Here is a 19,172-nt window from a genome sequence, read left to right on the forward strand (position 1 = left end):
CTTATAAAAGATCGTGCGAGGGCTCGTCCGCGAGCTGTGCGCTCGCTGGCTCTCGGGTGGTACGAGCCCTCGCTGTTCGGCTCGTTCGCGCGCTCGTTCAGAGCCAGCGGGGCAGTACCGCCTGAGCGGAGCCCCGTGCCGCGCGGGCGCCCGCCGTGTCGCGGCCCAGCAGCCAGGCGCACAGCCCGGCGGCGGGTGCGGCCACGACCTCCGGCTCCGCGCCGTCCGGGCCCAGGCGGTACTCGGCGCCGTCCCGGTCGGTGGGCCGCAGCAGCACCGCGGGGCAGTCGTCCTTGGCGCCGACCGTCGCGGACACCTCGGCGAGCAGCGCGTCGACCAGGTCGGCCGGGAACGCGCTGGTGTCGTCGCCCGCACCGAGGTCCACCAGGTGCACCCAGATCTCGCGCGTGCGCATCCACGGCACCTCGCTCGCGGGGATGGTGCGGCCCAGCGCGCTGCGGACGATGGACTCCCAGGCGCCGGAGGGCAGCGCGTCGATGGCGGCGAGCAGCCGGGCGTCGGCGTCCCGGAAGTCCATGAGGACCACGGAGGCCGGGCGGCGGGCGCCCTGCTCGATGTCGTCGAGGCGCGACTCGGGGTTGGGGTACATCGGCATCTCGACTCCGGTGCGGGCCCAGGTCAGCAGGTTGACCAGGGCGTCCGCGTTCCGCGCGAGATGCGTCAGGACGTGGGCCCGGGACCAGCCGGGCAGCAGCGACGGCCCTTCGGCCGCCGCGTCGCCCAGCTCGTCCAGGCGCTTGTGGAAGAGCGCCGAGCCCTCGTGCACCCAGCCGAGCGCCCGCGCGAAGCCGCGCTCAGCCATCGGTCTTCTCCGCGCGGCACACGTTGCGCAGCTCGCCGATCCCGGACACCGAGGTGGTCAGCGTCTGGCCGTCGGCCAGGTACCGCTGCGGCTTGCGGGCGTGGCCCACGCCGCCCGGCGTACCGGTGGCGATCACGTCGCCCGGCTTCAGGGTCAGGATCGTCGAGATGTACGAGACGAGGGTCGCCGCGTCGAAGACGAGGTCGGAGGTGTCGGCCTGCTGGACGGTCTCGCCGTCGACGGCGCCGGTGAGGGTGAGACCCGAGGCGGGCTCGGCCTCGTCCGGCGTGACCAGGACCGGGCCGAAGGGCGTGGTCGCCTCGAAGGTCTTGCCCTGCAGCCACATGGGGGAGCGGTACTGCCAGTCGCGGGCGGTCACGTCGTTGAGGACCGAGTAGCCCGCGATCGCGGCGGCCGCGGTCTCCTTGTCGGCGTGGCGGACCGGGGCGCCGATGACGACGGCGAGTTCGGCCTCCCAGTCGATGGCGTCCGAGGCGGCCGGGAGCACGACCTCGTCGTACGGGCCGACGAGCGCCTCCGGGTACTTCGCGAACAGCGTCGGGTACTGCGGTAGCTCGCGGCCCATCTCGAGGATGTGGTTCCGGTAGTTGAGGCCGACGCAGATGATCTTGCCCGGGTTGGGGACGACCGGCGCGTAGTCCAGCGAGTCGACGGCGTGCGTGGCGCCGGAGGCCGCGGCGGCGGTCTCCTTCCAGTTCGGGTCGGCGAGCAGGGCGCCCAGGTCGGCGTGGCCCGTCTCGACCGCGGTGTCGCCGTCGATGCGTACGGCGGCGGTGGTTCCGGCGGTGCGGATGGTGGCGAGCTTCATCAGTGGGTGGTCCTTTCGGCGACCGAGGCGGGCAGGGTGTGGAAGTGGAGCTTCTCGATGACGGGGGCGTCGCTGAAGCGGAACAGGTCGAGCTCGCCCGTACCGGCCTCGATGGACACCTCGGCCCAGGACGGGACGGTGACCAGGTCGCCGTGGGTGACGTCGATGCGCCCGCCGTTCACGACGAACGCGCCCTCACCCTCGAAGACCTGCCACACGGAGGAGGCGACCTCGCGGGACGCGGGGACGGCGGCCCCGGCGCGCAGCCGGTGCATCTCCGTACGGATGGTGGGCAGCGCGTCGGCGCCGGTGGTCGGGTTGGAGAAGCGGATCGCCGCGTGGCCCGGGTGGGCGGTGACGCCCTCGTGGCCCTCGGCCTCCAGCTCCAGCTGGCCGGTGAGTGCGGCGTCGGTGTGCTCCCAGCGGTAGGCGGCGAGCGGCGACTTGGGGATGTCGGCGAGTCCGGAGAGGGGGCGCAGACCCGGGTGGCCCCAGATCCGCTCGGCCTTGGAACGCTCGGGCGTGGAGCGGTCGTCCAGCGTGTTCGGGCCGAACTCGAAGAACTCCGTGTTCAGCGCGGAGGACAGCGGGATGTCCAGGCCGTCGAGCCAGGCCATCGGCTGGTCGGTGGTGTTGTGGTGGCCGTGCCAGGCCCAGCCGGGCGTCAGCAGCAGGTCGCCGCGGCGCATCGCGACCGGGTCGCCGTCCACGATCGTCCACACGCCCTCGCCCTCCAGGACGAAGCGGAACGCGTTCTGGGCGTGGCGGTGGACCGGCGCGACCTCGTTCGGGCCGAGGTACTGGATCGCCGCCCACAGCGTCGGCGTCGCGTGCGGCAGGCCGTGCAGGCCCGGGTTCGAGAGGGAGATCGCACGGCGCTCGCCGCCCCGGCCGACCGGCACCAGCTCGCCCGCCTTGACGGCGGTGGCGTACAGCTCGGCCCAGCGCCAGCGGTGCGGGATCGCGGCCGGCTTGGGGTGCAGCGGCATCAGATCCTCGCGCTCGGTCCACAGCGGGATCAGCCCGAGCGCGTCGAACTCCTTGTAGAGCTCGGTGAGCCTGGGGTCCTGCGGCTCGGCGGCCGCTTCCTGTCCGGACATGAGGACACGTCCCTTCCTCCTACGGGCGCCGCCGGTTGCGGACGGCGCTGTCTCGCATGGCGATGACCATAGGGGGAGTTTTCTTGTGCGGAACACAGAGCGGTCTAGAATTCCGCTGTGAGGAACTCCAGGAACTCTCGGACACCCGCCGACGCATCCACTGGCACAACATCCGGCTCAGCCGCAGGGGCATCAGCCGACGCGGCCGCCGACGCCGCGCACGCTTCCGACGCGCACCATGCCCCCGGCCTGGAATCCGTCGACAACGCTCTGACGCTGCTGCTCCTGCTCCGCAAGAACGGCCGTCTCCGGCTCAGTGACGCCGCCGACCACCTCGGCGTGGCCCGCTCCACCGCACACCGGCTGCTCGCGACCCTGCGCGGCCGCGGCTTCGCGGTGCAGGGCGCCGACAAGGCGTACCGGCCCGGCCCCGCCCTCTACCGCCTCGGCATGTCGCAGCGCTCCGACTACGAACTCGTCGAGACCGCCCGGCCCCACATGCTGTGGCTCAACGGCAAACTGGGCGAAACCGTGCACCTCGTGGTGCGCTCCGGGGCCGAGGCGCGCTTCCTGCACAGCATCGAAGGCACGCACGCACTGCGCGTCGGCAGCCGCGCGGGCGCCGTCCTGCCCGCGCATCTCGCCTCGGCCGGCAAGGCGCTGCTCGCCGATCTGAGCGTCGCCGAACTCGCCGAGATCTACGGGGCGAAGGGCGACCAGGGCGGGGAGACGGACCCCGAGACGCTGCACCGGCGGCTCGCCGCGGTACGCCGCCGCGGCTATGCGATCAACATCGGCGACACCGAGCGGGGACTCTCCGCGGTGGGCGCCGCCGTCCGCGAGCCCGGCGGTCGTGCCGTCGCCGCGCTCACCGTGTCGGCGCCCTCGCTGCGCTTCACCCGTGCGCATCTGAATGAGGCGGCGGGGGTGCTGCTGGAGGCGGTACGGCGGATGGAGACGGCGTTCTGACGTCCCTGCACCCGCGCAAGCGGTGGTGGTCTAATTCCGCCCTGCGGAACGTATGCCCGTTACATGTTGCTCTCTGCGTAACCGCGCTGATTCCATCCCGGTCACCGACAGGCCGTCCGCGTGCCGCCGGAGGGACACCGGCAGACCGTGAACCGCGGCCTGCCGTTTCCCTGCTTCCTCGCAACAGGACGTGGCCGCATGACCATCGACGCTCAGGCTTCCGCCACCAGCCCCTCCGCCCCGCCGCGCTCACGCGCACTGACGTGGGCGGTCGTCGCCCTGTGCACGGCGGCGATCACCGTGGAGGGCTTCGACCTCATCGTCTACGGCGTGGCGCTGCCCGCGATGCTCGGTGACGGCTCACTGGGGCTCGACAAATCCCTCGCCGGCACCCTCGGCAGCCTCGCGTATGCGGGCATGCTCATCGGCGCCCTGGTCTGCGGGCCGCTCGCCGACAGGCTCGGCAGGCGCCGACTCCTGCTGGCCTCGGGCACCGTCTTCACCGTGTTCACGGTGGCCTGCGCGCTCGCCGCGCAGCCCTGGCAGTTCGGCCTGTTCCGGCTGCTCGCGGGCATCGGCATGGGCGGTGTGATGCCGTCGTGTGTGGCGCTGAGCAAGGAGTACGCGCCGCGCGGTCGTTCCGCGCTGGTGGCGACCGTGGTGCTCGCCGGGATCCCCGTCGGCGGGGTACTGGCCGCGCTGACCGCGACCATCTGGGGTGAAGCCCTGGGCTGGCGTGGTCTGTTCGGCGTCGGCGGTGCCCTGTCGGTGATCGTGTTCGCCGTCGCGTACTTTCTGCTGCCGGATTCCCGGCCGGGGGCCCGGCCCGCCGCGGGGGCCATGCACGAGCCCGCGCGGGAAGCCGCCGACGAGGTTGTCCGCGAGCCCGCGCGGGAAGCCGCCGACGAGGTCGTCCGCGAGGGCGCACGCGAAGCCGCCGACGAGGTCGTCAGCGAGGCCACCCGCGACGGCGAAGCGGCCGGTGTGCGAACCGTGCTCTCCAGCGCGTACGCCCGGCACACCATCCTGTTCACCGTCGCCAACTTCGCGGTTCTGCTGGCCTGGTACGGCCTCAACACCTGGCTCACCCAGCTGATGCGCGAGATGGACTACCCGCTCGGCTCTGCCCTGCGCTTCACGCTGGTCCTCAACCTCGGTGCCGTCGTCGGCTCGTTCGCGCTCGCCGTCCTCGCCGACCGGATCGGACCGCGACTGGTCACCGCCGGCAGCGCCGTGCTCGCTGCGGTCGCCGTGCTTGCCCTGTCGCAGGGCGGCAGCACGGGCGTGATCCTCGGCGTCACCGCGCTCGCCGGCGTCGGCGCGCAGTCGGCGCTGACGATGCTCAACGACTGGGTCGCGTCCAGCTATCCGGCGTCGGCCCGCGCCACGGCGCTGGGCTGCGTGTCCGGGTTCGGGCGTGGTGGGGCCATCGTGGCGCCGCTGCTCGGCGGCTGGATTCTGGATGCGGCGATGGGGCCGACCACCGTGTTCTACGTGTTCGCGGCGGCCGCGGTTGTCTGTGCCGTCGCGCTTCTGGCGATTCCGGGCCGCCGCGGCTGAGGGTCGGGGCGGGTGTTCGGCCCTGCGGGGCTTTCCCCCGATCCCGCCCCTTCCCGCAGTGTCGATATGCGGCTCCGCCGCGTGGCAGGGGGGCTCCGCCCCCTGGACCCCCGTGATCGCCCTTCGGGCTCGTCCTCAAACGCCGGACGGGCTGAGATTCACCGCCGGGTCACTCCCAGCGGAAGAACTTCCCCGCCGCCCCCAGCCCCACGACCGCCCACACCGCCAGAATCCCCAGGTCCCCCCACGGCATCCCGGCCCCATGCTGAAGCACGTCCCGCAGCCCGTCCGACAGAGCCGAGATCGGCAGCAGGCCGAGCACCGACTGCGCGGCGTCCGGGAACTTGTCGAGCGGGACGATCACGCCGCCGCCGACCAGCAGCAGCAGGAAGACCAGGTTGGCGGCGGCCAGGGTCGCCTCCGCCTTCAGCGTGCCCGCCATCAGCAGCCCGAGACCGGAGAAGGCCGCCGTGCCCAGGATCAGCAGGAGGAGTACGGCGAGGGGGCTGCCCTGCGGCGACCAGCCCAGCGAGAAGGCGATCACCGTCAGCAGGACCACCTGCAACACCTCGGTGACCAGCACGGACAAGGTCTTCGCGGCCATCAGTCCCCAACGCGGCAACGGCGACGTACCGAGCCGCTTCAGGACGCCGTACCGCCGCTCGAATCCGGTCGCGATCGCCTGCCCGGTGAACGCCGTCGACATCACCGCGAGCGCGAGGACGCCGGGGGCGAGGAAGTCCACGGCCTTGCCGCTGCCGGTGTCGACGATGTCGACCGCGCTGAAGAGCACGAGCAGTAGCGTCGGGATGACGACGGTGAGCAGCAGCTGCTCACCGTTGCGCAGCAGCATCTTCGTCTCGAGCGCGGCCTGGGTCGCGATCATCCGCGGCAGCGGAGCCGCTCCAGGCCTCGGGGCGTACGTACCGGCGCTCGTCGGCCGCGCTTCCGTTCCGGCGCTCATCCGCGCAGCTCCTTACCCGTCAGCTCAAGGAAAACGTCTTCGAGGGTGTGCCGCTCCACCGAGATCTTCTCCGGCATCACGCCGTGCTGGGCGCACCAGGACGTGACGGTGGCCAGCAGCTGGGGGTCGACCTTGCCGGACACGCGGTAGGCACCCGGGGTCAGCTCGGCCGCGGCGCAGTCCGATGGGAGGGCCTTGAGCAGCGAGGCGATGTCGAGGCCCGGGCGCCCGGTGAACCGCAGGGTGTTCTCGGCCCCGCCGCGGCAGAGCTCCTCGGGGGAGCCCTGCGCGATGACCTTCCCGGCGTCGATGATCGCGACGTCGTCGGCCAGCTGCTCGGCCTCGTCCATGTAGTGGGTGGTCAGGATGACCGAGACGCCGTCGGCACGCAGATCGCGTACGAGGTCCCAGGTGGCGCGGCGGGCCTGCGGGTCGAGACCCGCGGTCGGCTCGTCGAGGAAGACCAGTTCGGGGCGGCCGACGACGGCCATGGCGAGCGCGAGCCGCTGCTGCTGCCCGCCGGACAGCCGCCGGTACGTCGTACGGCCGCAGCTGCCGAGCCCGAGCCGCTCGATGAGCGCGTCCACGTCCAGCGGCTCTGCGTGCAGCTTCGCGACATGGCGCAGCATCTCGTCGGCACGAGCGCCCGAGTACACCCCGCCGGACTGGAGCATCACACCTATCCGAGGCCGCAGCTCGGCGGCCTGCCGCACGGGGTCGAGGCCAAGGACGCGGACCGTTCCGGCGTCCGGCCTGCGATAGCCCTCGCAGGTCTCGACGGTGCTGGTCTTGCCGGCGCCGTTCGGGCCGAGAACCGCGGTGATGCCGGGCGCAGCCGTGAGGTCGAGTCCGTCGACCGCGGTCTTCGCACCGTAGCGCTTCACCAGGCCGTGGACCTGGACGACGGGCTCTACTCGCATGGCGGGAAGTCTAGGGAGTGACGCGCGGGTGCTCGGTGGGCGGGGTCGAGTCCGCCCGTCCCTGGGCGGGTCTCGTTCCGTCTCACGGAGGCCGGCCTCGCCGCCCGGGATCCACCGGGGAGAGAAGCCGTGCCACGCGCCTACTGCGCTGGTCGGAAGCGGTTTTGTCACGTTTCGCGAGTGTGCGCGACCGGGCCGGTGCGCCCCTCGGTTTGATCGATCAATGATCATTTCCGCAGGTCAGCTTAGGCAGACCTAAGTGACGCACCGCACCGTGGGTGATCCGGATGCCGCTTGTCAGGCTCCCGGGAATTACGCAACAATGGCGTTGTGAAAAACGGCACGCGATCGACTGAGCCTCCGCAGGAGGAGCTCGCGACCGGGGAGCGGTCCACCCGCACCCGGGTCGCGCGGTCCATCCTGGATCACGGGCCCTCGACCGTGGCCGACCTCGCCGGCCGGCTCGGCCTCACCCAGGCGGCGGTGCGACGCCACCTCGACGCACTCGTCGCCGACGACGTGGTCGAGGCGCGCGAGCAGCGGGTCTACGGCGCGCGTACGCGCGGGCGGCCGGCCAAGGTGTTCGCGCTGACGGACTGCGGCCGGGACGCCTTCGACCAGTCGTACGACAAGCTCGCGGTGGACGCGCTGCGCTGGATCGAGCGGAACGCGGGAGGCCAGGCGGCGGTCGTGGCCTTCGCCCGGGCCAGGCTCGCGGCGCAGGCCGAGGCCTACCGCAAGGCTGTCGACGCGGCGGCCCCGGAGGAGCGCACCGAGGCTCTGGCCAAGGCCTTGAGTGTCGACGGGTACGCTGCTACGGCGCGGAGCGCACCCGGTCGGGCCAACGGCGAGCAGCTGTGCCAGCACCACTGCCCGGTGGCCCACGTCGCGGAGCAGTACCCGCAGCTGTGCGAGGCGGAGACCGAGGTCTTCTCCCAGCTGCTCGGGACGCACGTCCAGCGGCTGGCCACCATCGCCCACGGTGACGGCGTCTGTACGACGTTCATCCCGCGGAGCGAACCACCAGGACCGCCTGCGGCGCAGAGCCCGGGCACCCCACAGACCACGAACAACCCATCTGCAAGCACGGCCGGGAGGAACCCCGCATGACTCTCCCCACGGAGACTGCTCACCCTGAGCTCGAGGGCCTGGGCAACTACGAATTCGGCTGGGCCGACTCCGACGAGGCCGGTGCCTCTGCCAAGCGCGGCCTGAACGAGGACGTCGTCCGGGACATCTCCGCGAAGAAGTCGGAGCCGGAGTGGATGACCAAGCTCCGCCTCAAGGGCCTGCGGCTCTTCGAGAAGAAGCCCATGCCGACCTGGGGCTCGGACCTGTCGGGCATCGACTTCGACAACATCAAGTACTTCGTGCGCTCCACGGAGAAGCAGGCGGAGTCCTGGGAGGACCTGCCCGAGGACATCAAGAACACGTACGACAAGCTCGGCATCCCGGAGGCGGAGAAGCAGCGCCTCGTCGCGGGTGTCGCCGCCCAGTACGAGTCCGAGGTCGTCTACCACCAGATCCGTGAGGACCTGGAGGAGCAGGGCGTCATCTTCCTCGACACCGACACGGCGCTGAAGGAGCACCCGGAGCTCTTCAAGGAGTACTTCGGCACCGTCATCCCGGTCGGTGACAACAAGTTCGCCTCGCTGAACACCGCCGTGTGGTCCGGTGGCTCGTTCATCTACGTGCCGAAGGGCGTGCACGTCGAGATCCCGCTCCAGGCCTACTTCCGGATCAACACGGAGAACATGGGCCAGTTCGAGCGGACCCTGATCATCGTCGACGAGGGTGCCTACGTGCACTACGTCGAGGGTTGTACGGCCCCGATCTACAAGAGCGACTCTCTGCACAGCGCGGTCGTCGAGATCATCGTCAAGAAGAACGCCCGCTGCCGTTACACGACCATCCAGAACTGGTCGAACAACGTCTACAACCTGGTCACCAAGCGCGCCGTGGCGTACGAGGGCGCGACCATGGAGTGGATCGACGGCAACATCGGCTCCAAGGTCACGATGAAGTACCCGGCCGTCTACCTGATGGGCGAGCACGCCAAGGGCGAGACCCTGTCCATCGCCTTCGCGGGCGAGGGCCAGCACCAGGACGCCGGCTCCAAGATGGTCCACATGGCGCCGAACACCTCGTCCAACATCGTCTCCAAGTCGGTGGCGCGCGGCGGCGGCCGTACGTCGTACCGCGGCCTGGTCGAGATCGGCGAGGGCGCCGCGGGCTCGAAGTCCAACGTGCTGTGTGACGCGCTGCTTGTCGACACGATCTCGCGCTCGGACACCTACCCGTACGTCGACGTCCGCGAGGACGACGTGTCCATGGGCCACGAAGCGACCGTCTCCAAGGTCTCCGAGGACCAGCTCTTCTACCTGATGAGCCGCGGTCTCTCCGAGTTCGAGGCGATGGCGATGATCGTGCGCGGCTTCGTCGAGCCGATCGCCAAGGAGCTGCCCATGGAGTATGCGCTGGAGCTCAACCGGCTGATCGAGCTGCAGATGGAGGGCGCGGTCGGCTGACCCGCCGGCCCCGCTCCAACAGCAGCCTGAAGACTCATTGACGTAGGAAGAGAGCAACACGACAGCCATGGCTGAGGCTCAGAACATCCCGGTGGGGTCCACCACCGCCGGATCCATCGCGGTGGCCGCCGAGTCGACCGTCGCCACGCGCATGAGCGCGCCGCCGTCCTTCGACGTGGCGGACTTCCCGGTGCCGCATGGCCGGGAGGAGGAGTGGCGCTTCACGCCGCTGGAGCGGCTGCGCGGGCTGCACGACGGCACCGCGGTCGCCACCGGATCCGGCCTGAAGGTCGAGGTCGAGGCCCCCGAGGGCGTCACCGTCGAGACTGTCGGGCGCGACGACGCCCGGCTCGGCAAGGCGGGCACCCCCGTGGACCGCATCGCCGCCCAGGCGTACTCGTCCTTCGAGAAGGCCTCGGTCGTGACCGTCCCCAAGGAGAAGGTCCTCGAGACCCCGATCCGTATCGCCGTGCACGGCGAGGGCGGGGTCGCGTTCGGCCACCAGGTGATCGAGCTTGGCGCCTTCGCCGAGGCCGTCGTCGTCATCGACCACACCGGTGACGCCGTGCTCGCCGCCAACGTCGACTACATCCTGGGCGACGGCGCCAAGCTGACCGTCGTCTCCATCCAGGACTGGGACGAGAAGTCCGTGCACGTCGCCCAGCACAACGCGCTGGTGGGCCGTGACGCGAGCTTCAAGTCCGTGGTCGTCACCTTCGGCGGCGACCTCGTCCGTCTCCACCCGCGCGTGCAGTACGCGGGCACCGGCGGCGAGGCCGAGCTGTTCGGCCTTTACTTCACCGACAAGGGCCAGCACCAGGAGCACCGCCTCCTGGTCGACCACAACACGCCGCACTGCAAGTCCAACGTCGCCTACAAGGGCGCACTCCAGGGCGACGACGCGCACGCGGTGTGGATCGGCGACGTCCTCATCGAGGCCAAGGCCGAGGGCACGGACACGTACGAGATGAACCGCAACCTGGTTCTGACCGACGGCGCCCGCGTCGACTCCGTCCCGAACCTGGAGATCGAGACCGGCGAGATCGTCGGCGCCGGCCACGCGAGCGCCACCGGCCGCTTCGACGACGAGCAGCTCTTCTATCTGATGGCCCGCGGCATCCAGGAGCACGACGCCCGCCGCCTCGTCGTCCGCGGCTTCTTCGCCGAGCTGGTCCAGCAGATCGGTGTCGACGACATCGAGGAGCGCCTCATCGCGAAGATCGAGGAAGAGCTGGAGGCGGCGGTCGGATGACTGAACCGTCGAAGTTCGTACGCGTCTGCGGCCTGAGCGAGCTGGACGAGGACACCCCGAAGCGGGTGGACGTCGACGGCACGCCGGTCTCGGTCGTCCGTACCGAGGGCGAGGTGTTCGCGATCTACGACATCTGCTCGCACGCGAACGTCTCCCTCTCCGAGGGCGAGGTGGAGGACTGCCAGATCGAGTGCTGGCTGCACGGCTCCAGCTTCGACCTCCGTACCGGCAAGCCGTCCGGACTGCCCGCGACGCGCCCTGTCCCCGTATACCCCGTAAAGATCGAAGGGGACGATGTTCTCGTCTCCCTCACCCAGGAGTCCTGAGGCACCCATGGCAACGCTTGAAATCCGAGACCTGCACGTCACCGTCGAGGCCGACAACTCCACCAAGGAGATCCTCAAGGGCGTCGACCTGACTGTGAAGCAGGGCGAGACGCACGCCATCATGGGCCCCAACGGCTCGGGCAAGTCGACCCTCGCCTACTCCCTCGCCGGTCACCCGAAGTACACGATCACCAGCGGCACCGTCACCCTCGACGGCGAGGACGTCCTCGAGATGTCCGTCGACGAGCGCGCCCGCGCCGGCCTGTTCCTCGCCATGCAGTACCCGGTCGAGGTCCCCGGCGTCTCGGTCTCCAACTTCCTGCGCACCTCCGCCACCGCGATCCGCGGCGAGGCCCCCAAGCTGCGTACCTGGGTGAAGGAGGTCAAGGAGGCCATGGAGCGCCTCTCGATCGACCCCTCCTTCGCCGAGCGCAACGTCAACGAGGGCTTCTCCGGCGGTGAGAAGAAGCGCCACGAGATCCTTCAGCTGGAGCTGCTCAAGCCGAAGGTCGCCATCCTCGACGAGACCGACTCCGGCCTCGACGTCGACGCCCTGCGCGTCGTGTCCGAGGGCGTCAACCGCGTCCGCGAGACCGGCGAGGTCGGCACCCTGCTGATCACGCACTACACGCGGATCCTCCGCTACATCAAGCCCGACTACGTTCACGTCTTCTCGGCCGGCCGCATCGTGGAGTCCGGCGGCGCCGAGCTCGCCGACAAGCTGGAGAACGAGGGCTACGAGGCATACACGAAGGGTGGCGCATCCGCGTGACACAGCTGCCGGGCCTCCTCGACACCGAGGCGATCCGCAAGGACTTCCCGATCCTGGACCGCCTGGTCCACGACGGTAAGAAGCTCGTGTACCTGGACAACGCGGCGACTTCGCAGAAGCCGCGCCAGGTGCTCGACGTGCTCAACGCCTACTACGAGCGGTACAACGCCAACGTCCACCGCGGCGTGCACGTTCTCGCGGAGGAGGCCACGGCGGAGTACGAAGGCGCCCGCGACAAGGTCGCCGCCTTCATCAACGCGCCGAGCCGCGACGAGGTGATCTTCACCAAGAACGCCTCCGAGTCCCTCAACCTCGTGGCCAACATGCTCGGCTGGGCCGACGAGCCCTACCGGGTCGACCACGAGACCGAGATCGTCATCACCGAGATGGAGCACCACTCCAACATCGTTCCGTGGCAGCTGCTGTCGCAGCGCACCGGCGCGAAGCTGAAGTGGTTCGGCCTCACGGACGACGGCCGTCTCGACCTGTCCAACATCGAAGAGATCATCACGGAGAAGACGAAGATCGTCTCCTTCGTCCTGGTCTCCAACATCCTGGGCACGGTCAACCCGGTCGAGGCCATCGTGCGCCGCGCCCAGGAGGTCGGTGCGCTGGTGCTGATCGACGCCTCGCAGGCGGCGCCCCACATGCCGCTCGACGTCCAGGCGCTCCAGGCCGACTTCGTGGCCTTCACCGGCCACAAGATGTGCGGCCCGACGGGCATCGGCGTCCTGTGGGGACGGCAGGAGCTCCTCGAGGACCTGCCTCCGTTCCTCGGCGGCGGCGAGATGATCGAGACCGTCTCGATGCACTCGTCGACCTACGCCCCGGCGCCGCACAAGTTCGAGGCGGGCACCCCGCCGATCGCGCAGGCGGTCGGTCTGGGCGCGGCCATCGACTACCTGACCTCCATCGGCATGGAGAACATCGCAGCCCACGAGCACGCGCTCACGGAGTACGCGGTGAAGCGCCTGCGCGAGGTCCCCGACCTCAGGATCATCGGCCCGACGACGGCCGAGGACCGGGGCGCCGCGATCTCCTTCACGCTCGGCGACATACACCCCCACGACGTGGGCCAGGTCCTCGACGAGCAGGGCATCGCGGTCCGGGTCGGCCACCACTGCGCCCGCCCGGTCTGCCTGCGGTACGGAATTCCTGCGACCACGCGAGCGTCGTTCTATCTGTACTCCACGCCGGCCGAGATCGACGCTCTGGTGGACGGCCTGGAGCACGTACGGAACTTCTTCGGCTGAGGGGCTGCCAGTGAAGCTTGATTCGATGTACCAGGACGTCATCCTGGACCACTACAAGCACCCGCACGGGCGGGGCTTGCGTGATGGCGATGCCGAGGTGCACCACGTCAACCCGACCTGCGGCGACGAGATCACGCTGCGCGTCAAGTACGACGGGGAGCGGATCGAGGACATCAGCTACGAGGGCCAGGGCTGCTCGATCAGCCAGGCCTCGGCCTCCGTGCTGAACGACCTGCTCGTCGGCAAGGAGCTTGCCGAGGCGCAGAAGATCCAAGGCGTCTTCCTGGAGCTGATGCAGTCCAAGGGCCGCATCGAGCCGGACGACGCGATGGAGGAGATCCTGGAGGACGCGGTTGCGTTCGCCGGAGTCTCGAAGTACCCCGCCCGAGTGAAGTGCGCGCTGCTCAGCTGGATGGCGTGGAAGGACGCGACGGCCCAGGCCTTCGCGGAGGAGGCGAAGACCGCATGAGCGAGACCGTTGAGATGAAGCCGGCCTCGGAGGAAGAACTCCGTGAGGCTCTGATGGACGTCGTCGACCCCGAGCTGGGCATCGACGTCGTCAACCTCGGCCTGATCTACGGCATCCATGTCGATGACGCGAACATCGCCACCGTCGACATGACACTGACGTCCGCGGCCTGCCCGCTGACCGACGTCATCGAGGACCAGGCGAAGTCGGCGACGGACGGCCTCGTCAGCGAGCTCCGTATCAACTGGGTCTGGATGCCGCCGTGGGGCCCGGACAAGATCACGGACGACGGGCGGGAGCAGCTTCGGGCGCTGGGGTTCAACGTCTGAGCGCCTGAACGTCCGAGGACCGAGGACTGCGCCGGTCATGCTTGCCGAACGGCCCCTGTGCACACTGCACAGGGGCCGTTCGAGTGTACGGGTCCGCGTAATTCAATGGTGGCCAGCGAGCAGGCGGGGGAGACTGCCGGGCATGGCTGTTTCGCTGTACCACCTGGTGGTCGACACGCACGATCTGCCGGCGCTGGCCCGCTTCTGGTGCCAGGTGCTGGACTGGCGCGTGCTCTTCGAGGACAAGGACGAGATCGTCATCGGGGCGGACGAGCACGCGATGCCCGGGATGTGCTTCCTACCGGTCCCCGAAAAGAAGACCGTCAAGAACCGGCTGCACATCGACCTGACCCCCGACGACCAGGCCGCCGAGGTCGAACGCATCATCGCGCTCGGGGCGCGCCGAGTGGACGTCGGCCAGGGCGAGGACGCCACCTGGGTGGTCCTCGCCGATCCCGAGGGCAACGAGTTCTGCGTCCTGCGGCCCAAGAAGTCGCTGATCGACTGAGCGCGCGAGGTTACGCCGACGGGGGCGCGGCTGTCGCCGTGGCTGTGGCTGCCGCTGCGGCCAGTGTGGGAGCCAGACCCTCCTTGCGGATGCGCTGGTCGACGTAGAGCAGGCCGGTGACGAGGGGCGGGAAGGTGGTCTGGATGATGTACCCGATCACCTGGCCCACGAGGGCGATCACGATGTAGACGGAGAAGACCGAGAGCACCTCCGACGGCTCCGGCTCGGGTCCGAGACTCGCCGCACCCGCCATGGTGGGGAACATGCCGACCAAACTGAGCCCCTGCTGGATCACCCCGGCGATGAGCGCGGCCAGCACGTAGGCCAGCAGCGAGATGCCGAAGACGGGCCACCACCGGCCGCGCACCAGCTCCGAGGAGCGGCGCAGCGCCCGGACGGGCCCCTGCTTCTCGAGCACGACGGCCGCGGGGGCCAGGCTGAACTTCACCCAGAGCCACACTGCCGGCACGGCTGTCACCAGGGCGCCGAGCAGGCCGATCGCCACGAGCGCGCCTCCGCCTCCGCCCTCGCCGGAGCCGAGCAGCGACACGCCGATCAGGGCGCTCGCGAAGGCGATCATCAGCAGGACGACCGGCACCGCGACGATCAGCCCTGTGAGCAGCGCGGTGCCGATCAGCGCAGGCACCCGGGGCAGGGCCTGCCGCCACACGGAGCCGAAGCCGGCGGGGCCGCCCACGACCGCGTTCTTGAGTACGGTGAACATGCCCCCCTGCACCAGTGCCGCTGCGAGGACGTACCCCACCACGGCGATCAGGCTGACGCACACGAGGGCGACCACGAGCGGTTGGATCTGGTCCCATTCCGGATCCCGGCCGCCCGGCAGGTCGACCAGCTCGTAGAACGTGTCGCTGACGGCGAAGAAGGCGATGACCGCGGCGCAGAGGACGAGGACGCTGCACGCCCCGAACACCGCCGCCGGCAGGCCGATGACCGGCTTCTTGTACCGCCCCATGGTGGCGAAAGCCCCGCTGAGGATGTCGCCGACGGTGAGCGGTCGCAGCGGGATCACGCCTGGATGCGGCGGTGGCGGCGCCCAGCCGCCCCAGCCCGGCGTTCCGGGAGCCCCCGGCGCGCCGCCGTATGGACCGCCGCCGTATGGACCGCCGCCGTATGGACCGCCGCCGTACGGACCACCGCCGTACGGACCACCGCCGTACGGACCTCCCGCGTGCGGTCCGCCGTACGGGCCCGTTCCCATCTTGTCCGACATGCCCCGCCCCTGTTTCTGTCCTGGCCCCCATCTGACCGGAACACGGTAGCGGGCCAGGACATGCCAAGGACACGGGCCTGCTGTGTACGGCCGTACACATCGTTGTGTACGCTTGTCCACATGGGATATGGACTGCTGGCCGCGGCCATCGCGGCCGAGGTGGCCGGCACCACGGCGATGAAGTACAGCGAGGGGTTCAGCAGGCTCTGGCCATCGCTCGCCACCGTGGCCGGGTACCTCGTCGCCTTCGCCCTCCTGGCGCAGACGCTCAAGACGCTCGAGGTCGGCACGGCGTATGCCATCTGGGCCGGCGCCGGCACCGCTGTGATCGCCGCGATCGGCATGGTGTTCCTCGGTGAGACCATGACCGCGGCCAAGGTGGCGGGCATCGCGCTGGTCATCGCCGGAGTCGTGCTGCTCAATCTTGGCGGGGCCCACTGATGGCGGCGCGGCGCTACGACCCCGAGCGGCGGCAGCGCATCATCGACGCCGCGATCAGAGTGGTCGGCGAGAAGGGCATCGCAGGGCTCAGTCACCGGTCCGTCGCGGCCGAGGCCGATGTGCCGCTCGGCTCCACCACGTACCACTTCAGGACCCTGGACGAGCTCATGGTCGCCGCCCTGCGCCAGGCCAACGAGGGCTTCGCCAAGGTGGTCCGCAGCCGCGGCGCGCTCGAGGACCGGCGAGTCGACCTCGCCGGTGAACTCGCCGGGCTGATGGGGGAGTGGCTCGCGGGCGAGCGCACAGGGGTCGAGCTCGAGTACGAGCTGTATCTCGCCGCGCTCCGCCGTCCGGCGCTACGGCCCGTCGCCGCCGAGTGGTGCCAGGACCTCGCCGAACTGATCGCGGACCGCACGGATCCGGTCACGGCGCGGGCGCTTGTCGCGCTGATGGACGGCATCTGTCTGCAGGTGCTGCTGACGGGCGGGGAGTACGACGAGGCGTATGCGCGAGAGATGCTGGCGCGGCTCATTCCCTGACGGCGGCGAGGGCCGCGGCGACGCTCGCGGTGATGTCCGTGACCGGATAGAAGACCTCCCGGACGGTCCGGTCCCGGTCGACGATCAGGGTGAGGCGCTTCAGCCGGCTCACACCCGCCGCGCGGAACGTCGGCAGGCGCAGAGCAGCTGTCAGCGTCAGATCCGCGTCGGAGAGCAGTCGGAAGTGCAGCCGCTCGGCTTCGGCGAAGGCACGCTGCTCGTCCGGGCGTTGGGTGGAGACGCCGTGCACGGTCGCGCCCGCCGCGGTGAACTCGGCGAGCCGGTCCCGGTAGGTGCAGGACTCCAGGGTGCAGCCGGGCGCGCCGGGGATCTCGGACCAGCCTGGCGGATAGGCGTCGCTGCGGGCGTAGGCGCCGGGGAAGCAGTACAGGACGGTGTACGGAGTGTCCGCCACCGGGTCGAGCAACTCGCCTTGGTCGTCGATGAGTTGGAGTTCCGGCAGGCGCGTGCCGCGCAGGCCGTGGATCCGCTGGGCCTCCCTGGACGCCTCCGCCGCCGTCGCGGACGTCTCCCCCTCGCCCAGAAGCCAGGTGTCTCCCCAGTCCTGCAGGGCGATCAGGACGGGCAGCAGCGCACGGCCGCGTGGCGTGAGGCGGTACTCGTGGCGTACGGGTCGTTCCTGGTACGGCACGCGCGCGAGGACTTCCGCATCCACCAGCAGATTGAGCCGCTCCGTCAGCACCTTCCGGGACAGGCCCAGTTCGCGCTGCAGATCGTCGAAGCGGTGCACCCCGCGGGCCGTGTCGCGCACGATCAGCAAGGTCCACCAGTCGCCGACGACGTCCAGGGCCTGTGCGATGGCGCAGTCCGCGTCGCCGAGAGTGGTCCGACGGGGCATGGTCCTGAATCCCTTCGCCGGTGGGGGCGTTGGCCCGATTGACCCGAGACTGCCACGCTGCCATAGTCAGTTCCCAAAAGGAACTCACTGGGGTGTGCAGGGGGATCCGGGCCGACGAAGTCGCTGGTCTTGCCGATCCCGCCGATCTCGCTGGTCCCGCCGATCCCGCCGATCTCGCTGGTCCCGCTGACACCGTGCTGGAGGCAGTCGCCGTGCAGGCGTTCAAGGACGTACCACGCACCGTATGGCTGCTGGCCGGCGGCGTGTTCTTCAACTCCCTCGTCAGCGTCACCTTCGTCTACCTCTTCCTGTATCTGACCGGTCCGCGCGGCCTGGGAATCGGCGAGGCCGGCGTCATCAGCGGCATCGGCGGAGTCGGTGTCGTCCTCGGCAACTTCACCGGCGGCTGGTTCGGCGACCGCTTCGGCCACCGGCGCGTACTGGTCGTCGCCGCCACCGTGGCAGGAGTGCTGCTCGCGGCGCTGCCCGTGCTGCCGACGGCCGCCCTGTACGTCACGCTGCCGCTGTCCGAGTACGCCACCGGAGTCGTGCGCGCCGCCAACTCCGCGCTCGTCGCGGTCATCGTCCCCGAAGGCTCCCGCCGCCAGGCGTTCGCCGTGATCCGTGCCGCGGGCAACGGCGGCTTCACCATCGGGCCGCCGCTGGGCGCGCTCGTCGCCACCCAGATCTCGTACGACTGGCTCTTCGTCGCCGACGGTCTCGGCACCCTCTTCTTCGCGTGCTGGACGGCCCGCGTCGTCCCCGCACGCGGTGCCACACGGGCGAACGGGGCTGGCACCGGAGGGCTCTGGCCCGAGCTGCGGGCACGCCCCGCCGTGCTGGTGCTGCTCGCCGCGATCCTCGTCATCGACCTGGTCTACCGGCAGCAGTACTCGACCTTCCCCCTCTTCCTCGCCGACCACGGCATGGACGCCCGCGTCTACGGCGCCCTGCTGGCCGTCAACGGAGGCGTCATCCTCTGCCTGGAACTGCCCGCCGCCCTCGCGCTGCGCCGCCGGTCACCACTGGCCATCGTCGGCACCGGGCTGCTCCTCGTCGCCGCCGGCTATGCCGCGCTCATGCTCGGCGCCGGGCTGGGCACGGCCATCGCGATGATGGCGCTGCTCACGCTGGGCGAGGTCCTGTACAAGACGACGGCCACGGCATACGTCGCCGACCAGGCCCCCGCACACGTCCAGGGCCGCTTCCAGTCGCTGTACGCGGGCGCGTCGATCAGCGGCATGGTCCTCGCGGCACCCCTCGGCGGCGCGCTCTACCAGGCGGCGCCCGGCGCGTTGTGGCCCGTCTGCGCGGCGCTCGGCGCGCTGGCGGGGGTGGCGGTTCTGGGGGCGGGGCTGAAGCGGGGTGGCGAGCTGGGGGCGCCCGGGAACGTACGGAACGACATACCGGACGACGTGCCGAATGATGTACCGAAGGACGTACCGAACGACGTACCGAATGGCACTGCGGCCGATGCGCGGCCGACGAGGTGATCATGGC

The 19,172-nt window shown here is 70.2% G+C and carries 21 protein-coding genes; 14 read left to right on the forward strand and 7 right to left on the reverse strand.

Annotation, left to right across the window (positions count from 1 at the left end; translation table 11 throughout):
- Positions 1-97 precede the first annotated feature (97 nt).
- The 3 genes from H1D24_RS21520 to H1D24_RS21530 are packed head-to-tail and all read right to left on the reverse strand — an operon-like array spanning position 98 to position 2,752.
- On the reverse strand, positions 98-823 hold the full coding sequence (locus H1D24_RS21520) for a maleylpyruvate isomerase family mycothiol-dependent enzyme (protein WP_181659269.1): 726 nt from the start codon (positions 821-823) through the stop codon (positions 98-100).
- Positions 816-1,652, reverse strand: coding sequence for a fumarylacetoacetate hydrolase family protein (locus tag H1D24_RS21525; RefSeq protein WP_181659270.1), 837 nt, complete (start codon positions 1,650-1,652; stop codon positions 816-818). The genes H1D24_RS21520 and H1D24_RS21525 overlap by 8 nt, the downstream gene beginning before the upstream one ends.
- Positions 1,652-2,752 carry a cupin domain-containing protein gene (locus H1D24_RS21530; RefSeq protein WP_181659271.1) on the reverse strand — a complete coding sequence of 367 codons (1,101 nt, stop codon included), beginning with the start codon at positions 2,750-2,752 and terminating at the stop codon, positions 1,652-1,654. The genes H1D24_RS21525 and H1D24_RS21530 overlap by 1 nt, the downstream gene beginning before the upstream one ends.
- 117 nt (positions 2,753-2,869) lie before the next feature.
- Between H1D24_RS21530 and H1D24_RS21535 the strand changes: the two genes are divergently transcribed.
- Together H1D24_RS21535 and H1D24_RS21540 are read left to right on the forward strand one after the other, a co-directional pair.
- The gene (locus H1D24_RS21535) at positions 2,870-3,721 is read left to right on the forward strand and encodes an IclR family transcriptional regulator (RefSeq protein WP_309484404.1); all 852 of its coding nucleotides are present in this window, start codon (positions 2,870-2,872) and stop codon (positions 3,719-3,721) included.
- 198 nt (positions 3,722-3,919) lie between these two features.
- Entirely contained in the window at positions 3,920-5,281 is a 1,362-nt protein-coding gene (locus H1D24_RS21540) for an MFS transporter (protein WP_181659272.1), read from the forward strand.
- 169 nt (positions 5,282-5,450) lie between these two features.
- Here the strand turns inward: H1D24_RS21540 and H1D24_RS21545 are convergent, their stop codons facing one another.
- Positions 5,451-6,245 carry an ABC transporter permease gene (locus H1D24_RS21545; protein ID WP_181659273.1) on the reverse strand — a complete coding sequence of 265 codons (795 nt, stop codon included), beginning with the start codon at positions 6,243-6,245 and terminating at the stop codon, positions 5,451-5,453.
- Complete coding sequence (locus H1D24_RS21550; RefSeq protein WP_181659274.1) at positions 6,242-7,165, reverse strand: ABC transporter ATP-binding protein; 924 nt, start codon at positions 7,163-7,165, stop codon at positions 6,242-6,244. The genes H1D24_RS21545 and H1D24_RS21550 overlap by 4 nt, the downstream gene beginning before the upstream one ends.
- A gap of 330 nt (positions 7,166-7,495) precedes the next feature.
- Between H1D24_RS21550 and H1D24_RS21555 the strand changes: the two genes are divergently transcribed.
- From H1D24_RS21555 to H1D24_RS21595, 9 genes are all read left to right on the forward strand, one after another.
- Positions 7,496-8,275 carry a helix-turn-helix transcriptional regulator gene (locus H1D24_RS21555; RefSeq protein WP_309484405.1) on the forward strand — a complete coding sequence of 260 codons (780 nt, stop codon included), beginning with the start codon at positions 7,496-7,498 and terminating at the stop codon, positions 8,273-8,275.
- Positions 8,272-9,693, forward strand: a complete 1,422-nt coding sequence (gene sufB / locus H1D24_RS21560; protein WP_181659276.1) for a Fe-S cluster assembly protein SufB — start codon at positions 8,272-8,274, stop codon at positions 9,691-9,693. The genes H1D24_RS21555 and sufB overlap by 4 nt, the downstream gene beginning before the upstream one ends.
- 67 nt (positions 9,694-9,760) lie before the next feature.
- Positions 9,761-10,945: a Fe-S cluster assembly protein SufD gene (gene sufD / locus H1D24_RS21565; RefSeq protein ID WP_181659277.1), complete on the forward strand. Its 1,185-nt coding sequence runs from the start codon at positions 9,761-9,763 to the stop codon at positions 10,943-10,945.
- Positions 10,942-11,271: a non-heme iron oxygenase ferredoxin subunit gene (locus H1D24_RS21570; RefSeq protein WP_181659278.1), complete on the forward strand. Its 330-nt coding sequence runs from the start codon at positions 10,942-10,944 to the stop codon at positions 11,269-11,271. Before sufD ends, H1D24_RS21570 begins: the two co-directional genes overlap by 4 nt.
- A gap of 7 nt (positions 11,272-11,278) precedes the next feature.
- Positions 11,279-12,043, forward strand: a complete 765-nt coding sequence (gene sufC / locus H1D24_RS21575) for a Fe-S cluster assembly ATPase SufC (protein ID WP_181659279.1) — start codon at positions 11,279-11,281, stop codon at positions 12,041-12,043.
- Positions 12,040-13,296, forward strand: a complete 1,257-nt coding sequence (locus H1D24_RS21580) for a cysteine desulfurase (protein WP_181659280.1) — start codon at positions 12,040-12,042, stop codon at positions 13,294-13,296. Before sufC ends, H1D24_RS21580 begins: the two co-directional genes overlap by 4 nt.
- Positions 13,297-13,306: 10 nt before the next feature.
- On the forward strand, positions 13,307-13,765 hold the full coding sequence (sufU, locus tag H1D24_RS21585) for a Fe-S cluster assembly sulfur transfer protein SufU (RefSeq protein WP_067271556.1): 459 nt from the start codon (positions 13,307-13,309) through the stop codon (positions 13,763-13,765).
- Positions 13,762-14,094 (forward strand): metal-sulfur cluster assembly factor, encoded by a 333-nt coding sequence (locus H1D24_RS21590; RefSeq protein WP_030403776.1) that lies wholly within the window; start codon positions 13,762-13,764, stop codon positions 14,092-14,094. The genes sufU and H1D24_RS21590 overlap by 4 nt, the downstream gene beginning before the upstream one ends.
- Before the next feature lie 142 nt (positions 14,095-14,236).
- The gene (locus tag H1D24_RS21595) at positions 14,237-14,602 is read left to right on the forward strand and encodes a VOC family protein (protein ID WP_181659281.1); all 366 of its coding nucleotides are present in this window, start codon (positions 14,237-14,239) and stop codon (positions 14,600-14,602) included.
- A gap of 10 nt (positions 14,603-14,612) precedes the next feature.
- On the opposite strand, the gene H1D24_RS21600 is transcribed toward H1D24_RS21595, so the two are convergent.
- Positions 14,613-15,833, reverse strand: coding sequence for a DUF7847 domain-containing protein (locus H1D24_RS21600; RefSeq protein ID WP_181659282.1), 1,221 nt, complete (start codon positions 15,831-15,833; stop codon positions 14,613-14,615).
- Between the two features lie 120 nt (positions 15,834-15,953).
- Here H1D24_RS21600 and H1D24_RS21605 point away from each other — a divergent pair, with 120 nt between their 5' ends.
- Together H1D24_RS21605 and H1D24_RS21610 are read left to right on the forward strand one after the other, a co-directional pair.
- Entirely contained in the window at positions 15,954-16,274 is a 321-nt protein-coding gene (locus H1D24_RS21605; RefSeq protein ID WP_181659283.1) for a DMT family transporter, read from the forward strand.
- Entirely contained in the window at positions 16,274-16,813 is a 540-nt protein-coding gene (locus tag H1D24_RS21610; RefSeq protein WP_181659284.1) for a TetR/AcrR family transcriptional regulator, read from the forward strand. The genes H1D24_RS21605 and H1D24_RS21610 overlap by 1 nt, the downstream gene beginning before the upstream one ends.
- On the opposite strand, the gene H1D24_RS21615 is transcribed toward H1D24_RS21610, so the two are convergent.
- Positions 16,803-17,672 carry a winged helix-turn-helix transcriptional regulator gene (locus tag H1D24_RS21615; protein WP_181659285.1) on the reverse strand — a complete coding sequence of 290 codons (870 nt, stop codon included), beginning with the start codon at positions 17,670-17,672 and terminating at the stop codon, positions 16,803-16,805. The two genes, H1D24_RS21610 and H1D24_RS21615, sit on opposite strands and share 11 nt — an antisense overlap.
- A 194-nt stretch (positions 17,673-17,866) precedes the next feature.
- Between H1D24_RS21615 and H1D24_RS21620 the strand changes: the two genes are divergently transcribed.
- The gene (locus H1D24_RS21620; protein WP_374064286.1) at positions 17,867-19,165 is read left to right on the forward strand and encodes an MFS transporter; all 1,299 of its coding nucleotides are present in this window, start codon (positions 17,867-17,869) and stop codon (positions 19,163-19,165) included.
- Positions 19,166-19,172: the final 7 nt, after the last annotated feature.

Source organism: Streptomyces himalayensis subsp. himalayensis (genome assembly GCF_013778455.1).
GTDB lineage: Bacteria > Actinomycetota > Actinomycetes > Streptomycetales > Streptomycetaceae > Streptomyces > Streptomyces himalayensis.